Source organism: Paenibacillus plantiphilus (genome assembly GCF_927798095.1).
Lineage (GTDB): Bacteria > Bacillota > Bacilli > Paenibacillales > Paenibacillaceae > Paenibacillus_Z > Paenibacillus_Z plantiphilus.
Genome location: NZ_CAKMMF010000006.1, coordinates 1 through 7,041, shown reverse-complemented (window position 1 = coordinate 7,041; position 7,041 = coordinate 1). Strand labels below are relative to the sequence as shown.

Sequence of the window (7,041 nt, the reverse complement as noted above, 5' to 3'; positions counted from 1 at the left end):
CCCCCGCCCGTGCCGAGCGCGAGTCGCCGCTCGGCAATCTGCTCGCCGCCGGCCTCCGGCGCTGGACGGATGCCGAGATCGGCATCGTCAACGCGGGGCAGCTGCTCGGCGGCCTCGCCGCAGGCGACGTGACAGAGGGCGATATCCATGCCCTCTGCCCGTCGCCCATCAACCCGTGCCGGATGAAGCTGTCCGGCACGGCCCTTCGCAGCGCGCTGGAAGAAGCGCTGCTCGGCGAGTTCATCGACAAGGAGATCCGCGGCTTCGGCTTTCGCGGATCGGTGCTCGGCACTTTGGCAGTGGATGGACTGGAGATCCACTGGAATCCGAATGGCGCACCTTATGACAAAATCGTATCCATTACGGTCAATGGAGAGCCGTTTGACGACAATCGACGCTATACGATCGGGACGATAGACATGTTTACGTTTGGAGTCGGTTATGAGACAATCAAGGGCGGAACAGATGTTCACTTTTTCCTGCCGGAATTTATCCGCGATGTGCTTGCGGCAGAGCTGGTGGATGCGGAGGCGTTAAGCCGCTGCAACGCTCGCAATTGGCATATGGCGCCGAGTGAAGGCAGGAATGGAAAGCATACAGCTCCACGCGCCGATCCGAAGTCCTACTGACAGAACCTCGCTCTTACTGCCTCATGACAGGAAGACAACGTTTGCCGGCTGCCTGAATAAGGGGTGTTGGGAACGCTATGGGTGATTTGATTAATGCCGTCATTCTCGGAATTATCGAAGGATTGACAGAATTTCTGCCAGTGTCCTCATCAGGGCATATGATTCTGGCGAACAAGCTTCTTGGTTATAGGCCTGACAATGAAATGATTATAAGCTTCGAAATCGTCATCCAGCTCGCTGCCATTCTGGCGATTGCCTTGGTCTACCGAAAGCGAATAGCCAGTCTGCTGGGATTGTCGCAGGAGACGGAAACGATTAAAGGCTTCTCGCTGAACAAGCAATCCAGGCGCAAGCTGAACCTTGTGCATATCGCGCTCGGTATCGTTCCTGCGCTGGGAATGGCTTATTTGCTCAAGGATATCATCAAGGGCGAGGGCTTCAATCAAACGCCTGTGCTGCTGTCGCTCGTTGCAGGCGGCATTTACATGCTGGTTGCGGAATGGCTCGTTCGTTCGGGGCGGATTCGTACTGTATCGGATACGATGGATGATATTACATACAAGCAGGCTTTGATTATCGGTTTGCTGCAATGTCTGTCGCTTTGGCCGGGTTATTCGCGTTCCGGCTCTACGATCGCCGGGGGCATGCTTGTAGGCACAAGCTACAAGGCGGCTGCCGATTTCTCCTTCCTGATGGCCATTCCGATCATGACCGTTGCAACGGGCTATGAGCTGCTGGAAAATTACAAGTTAATCAAGGGTGACAACCTGCCTTTTTTCATCGTCGGCTTCATCGTTTCCTTTATAACGGCCTGGCTTGTCATCGTTTTGTTCCTGAAAAATATTCAGCGAATCAGACTTAAGCATTTTGCTATCTATCGTTTCGTTCTGGCTGCTTTGTTCTGGCTGTTCATTATGCGGTAGACCGCTTCAGCAGCTTGTCGATTGCTGACGAAACTGTTGTTGCTCTTTTTTCTAAAATACCTTACATTAATATAACGAGAGTTGTATTGTCTCGTAATAAGCACCATATGAACTGGAAAATTGATGCAAGGCAGGGGTCGATTACATGCGATTATTGCCCATCCAGATGTGCCGGCCAGGGATGAAGCTGTCCAAGAGAATATATAATGAAGAAGGCCTAGTTCTGCTTGGGGAAAATGTCGAATTGACGGCGAAGCTCATTCAGAGGCTGGAACAATGCGGAGTGAGCTTCATATACATTCATGATCCACGAACCTCCGACCTGGTCGTGCCGGATATCATAAGCGATGAGACAAGACATAGAGCGCTTTCGGAAATTCGTACGAATTTCAAGGATATGATGGACCGGCCGAATCGGAAGTCCGGAGTCACCTATCCTTACATAGGAAAAGCTTTTCGCCAAGTGATGGACCTGGTGATTGATGATCTGAATGATAATAAGGATGCTATGGTCATGTTAATGAATATGTCCCTTGTGGATCATTATTTGTACCAGCATTCGCTTAATGTGTGCGTGTATACGACGATTCTGGGCATCGCCAGCGGATATTCGCGGGATGAGCTGATGGCCATCGGCCTTGGCGCAATGCTGCATGATATCGGCAAGACGCAAATCAATATCGATGTATTGAAGAAAACCGGATCGTTGACCGGAGCTGAATATGAGGAAATGAAGCGTCATGCGGAGCGCGGCTACTATCTGCTGAAGGACGAGCCCAATATTCCGCTGCTTGCCGCTCATTGTGCTTACCAGCACCATGAACGACTGGACGGCAGCGGCTATCCACGGGGGATTGCGGGCGATGAAATCCATGACTACGCCAAATGGATCGGGATTGTCGATTCCTATGATGCCATGACATCCGCGCGTATCTATCGTACGCCTATGCTGCCGCATGAAGCGGTGGAATTGTTATATGCCGGCACAGGCACCTTCTATGAGCAGCGGATGCTTCAACTGTTCCGTGACAAGGTAGCGATCTATCCGCTCGGCATTACAGTCAAGCTGCATACCGGTGAGTCAGGAATAGTGGTCGATATTAATTCGTCCTGCCCGCATCGTCCCATTGTAAGAATCTTGAATAATGAATATGGCGAGGAGCTTCAGACTCCTTACGAGATTGATCTGTCCACGAAGCTAACGATGATGATATCCAGTGTGAATGAAGGTCCGTCACTCGTTGAGGCGGCTGGGATATAACGGAATGGAGAAGGAGCCGACTGCAGGGCTCTTTTTTACATTTCATAATAGATAGACAATCCATAGATATGCGCATGATATGCGAATCATTTGCAACATATCGGTTCGGACATTACAATAAATAGCATACGAATGGTTAATCAACTATAGTCAGGTGTTGAAGAAATAATGAATACAGCCGAAATTTCCAATCCCTACGGACAGCCGATGCTGTCTCCTTCCTATGATCCTTGGGACCCCATTACATCTTTGAAGAAGCACGGCCGTCATTTGTTGACAAGTGTAGAGTTAACAGTCTCGAATCTGTGTAATATGAGATGTGAGCATTGTGCGGTTGGCGATACGCTAGTATTTGCTGAACCGCCGAAGCTGCCGCTGGAGACGATTCTGAAGCGTCTTGATGAGGTGGAGCATTTGCAGACGATCAGCATTACAGGCGGCGAGCCCACTTTCTCTGGAACGACAGTGAAGGACTACATCATACCGCTATTGAAATATGCGCGGGGCCGCGGTATCCGGTCACAGATTAATTCTAATGTGACGCTGGATTACAGCCGCTATGAAGCGATTGCGCCCTATCTGGACGTGATGCACATCTCCTTTAACTACACGTCTGCTGACGATTTTCACGGGATTGGCTTTGCCAAAAGCGGTCATCCGGTGCCGCGCGAGGCGGCGGTTCGCATGTACGACAGAATGATCGAGAATACGCGTCTGTTAAGCAAGGGAGGACTGCTCGTCTCCGCTGAATCGATGATAAATTATCGCACGCACGAGAAGATTACAGACATTCATCGGCTTATTGTGGAGATGGGCTGCAGCCGTCATGAGGTTCATCCCATGTATCCGAGCGCGTTCGCCGAGGACCTGCCGGTGATCGGCAAGGCGGAGATGCGCGCTGCGGTCCGTTCGCTGCTGGATGAGCGGGACCCGTCTGTCTGGATGCTGTTCGGCACGCTGCCATTCTTCCATTGCAGTGAGGAGGAGAGCGACCGGAAGCTGCTGAGCAGATTGGCAGCTGAGCCTAATGTGACCGTGCGCAATGATCCTGATGGCCGAAACCGGTTGAATGTGAATATGTTCACTGGAGACGTCTTCGTAACTGATTTCTCCAACGTGCCGGCATTCGGCAATATAGGCGGGGACCGGCTTGATGATCTGTTCCAGCGCTGGCTTGGCCATCCGCTTGCAAGAAGTGTGGATTGCCACTGCCCGGCGGTGGGCTGCTGCGGACCTAATCTGCTCGTGAAGGACATGTATTATCGGGATGTAGATTTTCTGGATCGCAAGGCTATCCTATAACTACAGCATGGAATCCAACTGAATGAGGGGGGAATGAAACATGCATGATTTTGAGACCGGTCGAATTATTTGGAATATATTGCTCGTTATTGTACTTGTTTTCTTGAACGGCTTTTTTGTTGCTGCGGAATTCTCCCTTGTCAAAGTGAGGCAAACGAAGTTGCAGCAGCTTTCTAATGAAGGCAACGTGCGAGCGAAATATGCGCTCAAGGTGAACAGGAAGCTGGACGCATACTTGTCGGCCACACAGCTTGGCATCACGCTTGCCTCGCTCGGATTAGGCTGGGTCGGGGAGCCGGCAATTTCTCATCTGATCGTTGAGCCGCTGCTCTACAGGTTTGGCTTGACCGATCCGTCGCTGATTGCAACGATATCGCTTATTATCGGGTTTGTCATTATTACGTTCCTACATATCGTGCTTGGTGAACTAGCTCCCAAATCGCTGGCGATTCAAAAGTCCGAGCAGACCTCCCTATGGCTGTCGCTGCCGCTGCTTCTTTTCTATCGCCTGTTTCTACCGGTTATTTGGCTGCTGAACGGCGCTGCCAACCGGCTGCTCAAGGCTGTCGGCGTCAAACCGGCAACCGAGCATGAGCTTGCTCATACCGAGGAAGAAATTCGCATATTAATGGATCAGAGCGCACAGAGCGGCATTATCGATCAGGATGAGATGAAGCTGTTTGACAACATCTTTGAATTCTCGGACCGTCTTGCCCGCGAGGTGATGCTGCCCCGCACAGATATGGACTGTCTCTATGCGGAGCTGAGCTTTGCCGAGAATATGAAGCTGGTCTATTCAACCAAGCATACACGTTATCCTGTTTGTGTGGAGGACAAGGATCAATTGATCGGCTTCGTCCATATTACGGATTTGTTGACCTCTGATCCTGACGAGGAGCAGCATATAGAGAAGTACTTGAGGCCGATACTGAATGTACCGGAATCGATGGAGATCAGTCATGTGCTGAAGCTGATGCAGCGCAAGCATTCCCAGCTTGCCATTGTCGTCGATGAATATGGCGGTACAGCCGGAATGCTGACCACAGAGCTTATTCTTGAGGAAATCGTCGGTGAGATTCATGATGAATTCGATGAACAGCAGCCAAGCATTGTCGTCAAAGGAGATGTAACCTCTGTCGAGGGACGAACCTTGATCGAGGATATCAACACGATGTTCCATCTTGATATTGAGGATGAGGACGTTGATTCCATCGGCGGCTGGATGTTCACTCGTCTTGAAGGCAATCCGGTCAAAGGCAAACGAATCGAGTATGACAACTACATCTTCGAGGTGGCAGAGAGCGCCCGCTTGAGAGTGCTGCGTGTTGATATCTACAGGCGCAGGCCTGCTCTGGAGCTGGTTAAAGACCCGGAGCAGACGTGAATTTCATTTTGAATGAGGAGCAAATTATGGATAGCAGGAAGAGTGCGGGAGGAATATCGGTCACATGCCAATTAAACAAATCTTAGTACTGGCTGCGGGATTGCTGTTTCTATACCTGCTGTTTACTGTTGGAGCTCCCTTCTTGCTTGCTTTGATCGTTGCCATATTCATTGAACCGTTAAACGGTTTTCTAATGCGCAACGCGAGAATGAACAGATTGATAGCGGTCACGGTATCCAGCACGTTATTTACACTGCTGTTAATCGGTACGGCGGCATTTGTCGGGGTCAAAGTGATCGCGGAGGTTATCGCATTTTGGGACAAGGTGCCTGGAGTGCTGGAGGATGCCAACACTTATTTGCAGGACACGCTGGAGAATGCCAAGCACCTCTATGAGCATATGCCCCCAGACGCTGCCGCACAGCTGGAGAGCTGGGTGGCTGGACTCGCGGATTCGCTGTTCAGCATGATCAGTGCGGTGTCCAAATCGTTCGTAGCAGTAGCGAAGGGCATTCCTGGCATGTTTATTTTCTTCATCGTGTTTCTGGTAGCGGTATATTTGTTCGGCTACAGCCTGAACACGCTGAAGGCGACCTTTCTCTCGATGTTCGAGGAACGCTCGCGAGCCCAGGTAGGGGATGTGCTCCAGAACCTGCGCCAGTCGATCTTCGGGTTCCTTCGCTCCATGATCATCTTGAGCGCGCTCACCTATTTGCTGACATTTATCGGGCTGCTCATATTAGGGCTGAAATACCCGCTTGCGATCGCGCTTCTCGTCGTTATTGTCGATATCATGCCGATTCTGGGAACAGGCTCGGTTCTCGTCCCGTGGGCCTCTTATCTGCTGCTGACAGGCAGTACGTTCGAGGGCATCGGCTTGCTCATTCTGTTTATCGTCATTACAGTATTTCGCCGCATCGTTGAGCCGAAGGTGCTTGGCGATGCTGTGGGGATAGGAGCCTTGCCTGCGCTGATCAGTCTCTATGTCGGGTTTAAGCTGGTTGGAGTAGTAGGTGTGTTTCTCGGGCCGCTGGTCGTCATTGTATATATGGCGGCGCGCAAGGCCGGATTGTTCCAGATGAAGATCAAGTTGTAGCTAACCCGAACGGGCGATCAAGAGGCCTGACGGTCACGAAAAGAACAAGATGCCTCCAACCGTACTTTCGCAGTATGGTATTGGAGGTTTTTTGCTGCGATAATTACTTTTTTACAGCCTCGCCAGCCGCATATGCGCTCAATTTTCCGTCGTCAGCCAGCCTCCTCATTGGCGAAAGGAATTATGTCACAATGCCTTCTATAAGACGTTTTTTCCGTCTTACAGCTGACGAGCGGTTTGTTTGGTGCGCTGTAAGCAGGTTTTTCCGTTTTAAAGCGGCTTTGAGAACGTATATATTGGCTTTGCTGGAGCGATAACACGATATTTGCAATTAGAATAAAAAGTGGACACCTCGTAACGTTGGACAGATAATAATCCTAATAAAAGGTGAGGTGTTCACAATGGGGAAAACGAGGCAGCATTATAACGACGAGTTTAAATTGCAG

General features: G+C 50.6%; 6 protein-coding genes. All 6 read left to right on the top strand.

Going from position 1 to position 7,041, the window contains the following annotated elements; genetic code table 11:
- On the top strand, positions 1-629 hold a 629-nt coding region (locus L6H65_RS06605; protein WP_236339715.1), incomplete at its 5' end, for a 5'-nucleotidase C-terminal domain-containing protein.
- 77 nt (positions 630-706) lie between these two features.
- Positions 707-1,552 carry an undecaprenyl-diphosphate phosphatase gene (locus L6H65_RS06600; protein WP_236339714.1) on the top strand — a complete coding sequence of 282 codons (846 nt, stop codon included), beginning with the start codon at positions 707-709 and terminating at the stop codon, positions 1,550-1,552.
- Between the two features lie 145 nt (positions 1,553-1,697).
- Positions 1,698-2,813: an HD-GYP domain-containing protein gene (locus L6H65_RS06595; RefSeq protein ID WP_236339713.1), complete on the top strand. Its 1,116-nt coding sequence runs from the start codon at positions 1,698-1,700 to the stop codon at positions 2,811-2,813.
- 168 nt (positions 2,814-2,981) lie between these two features.
- Positions 2,982-4,115 carry a radical SAM/CxCxxxxC motif protein YfkAB gene (yfkAB, locus tag L6H65_RS06590; RefSeq protein ID WP_236339712.1) on the top strand — a complete coding sequence of 378 codons (1,134 nt, stop codon included), beginning with the start codon at positions 2,982-2,984 and terminating at the stop codon, positions 4,113-4,115.
- Positions 4,116-4,155: 40 nt separating this feature from the next.
- Positions 4,156-5,499 carry a hemolysin family protein gene (locus L6H65_RS06585; RefSeq protein ID WP_236339711.1) on the top strand — a complete coding sequence of 448 codons (1,344 nt, stop codon included), beginning with the start codon at positions 4,156-4,158 and terminating at the stop codon, positions 5,497-5,499.
- A 64-nt stretch (positions 5,500-5,563) separates the two neighbouring features.
- A complete protein-coding gene (ytvI, locus tag L6H65_RS06580) occupies positions 5,564-6,595 on the top strand; it encodes a sporulation integral membrane protein YtvI (protein WP_236339710.1) in 1,032 nt (343 codons plus the stop codon).
- The last annotated feature ends 446 nt before the right edge of the window (positions 6,596-7,041 follow it).

Coding starts and splice junctions, on each gene's coding strand:
- L6H65_RS06600 (WP_236339714.1), top strand. CDS start 707: ATGGGTGATTTGATTAATGCCGTCATTCTCGGAATTATCGAAGGATTG.
- L6H65_RS06585 (WP_236339711.1), top strand. CDS start 4,156: ATGCATGATTTTGAGACCGGTCGAATTATTTGGAATATATTGCTCGTT.
- L6H65_RS06595 (WP_236339713.1), top strand. CDS start 1,698: ATGCGATTATTGCCCATCCAGATGTGCCGGCCAGGGATGAAGCTGTCC.
- ytvI (WP_236339710.1), top strand. CDS start 5,564: ATGCCAATTAAACAAATCTTAGTACTGGCTGCGGGATTGCTGTTTCTA.
- yfkAB (WP_236339712.1), top strand. CDS start 2,982: ATGAATACAGCCGAAATTTCCAATCCCTACGGACAGCCGATGCTGTCT.